General features: G+C 65.6%; 1 pseudogene. It reads right to left on the bottom strand.

The features are described from left to right. Positions 1 to 515 (bottom strand): annotated as a pseudogene (locus HUI96_RS29050) (formate dehydrogenase); the annotation flags it as partial.

Raw genomic sequence — 515 nt, 5'->3', positions numbered from 1 at the left:
ACGCTGAAGCCGATGTTCGGCAGGCGGAACTGCTTCGCGTCCGGATAGGTCGGGTACTTGGCGACCAGATCCACCTTGGGCGTATAGATCGGCTCGCGATGGATGGGCACCGGGTCGGGCAGGTTCCAGGCGACCGCGCGGGCCTTGCCGTTGCCGTAGGGGTGACAGCCATGGCTGAGCACCACGCGCTGGATCCCGCCGGACAGGTCCGTCGACCACGACACCTTGCCGATGCCGCCCATGTCGGCGCCGATTTTCTCGATTATCGAATGCTCCTCCGCCGTCAGGTCCTTGTCCCAGCCGAGCTTCTGGAGCACGGCCATGGTGAACTCGGGATAGCCGTCGGTGAGCTCGGAGCCTTTGGTGTAGGAGCCTTCGGCGAGAAGCGTCTCGCCGTTCCGCTCGACGCCGAAGCGGGCGCGGAACGGGCTGCCGCCATCCATCACATGCAAGCCGGTGCTGTAGAGATTGGCGGTTCCGGGATGGCGGATCTCCGGCTTTCCCCAGCACGGCCA

Source organism: Pseudaminobacter soli (ex Zhang et al. 2022) (genome assembly GCF_014595955.1).
Classification (GTDB): Bacteria; Pseudomonadota; Alphaproteobacteria; order Rhizobiales; family Rhizobiaceae; genus Kumtagia; species Kumtagia pseudosoli.
Note: the sequence above shows the minus strand (reverse complement) of the source record. Positions and strands in the feature narration are given on the sequence as shown.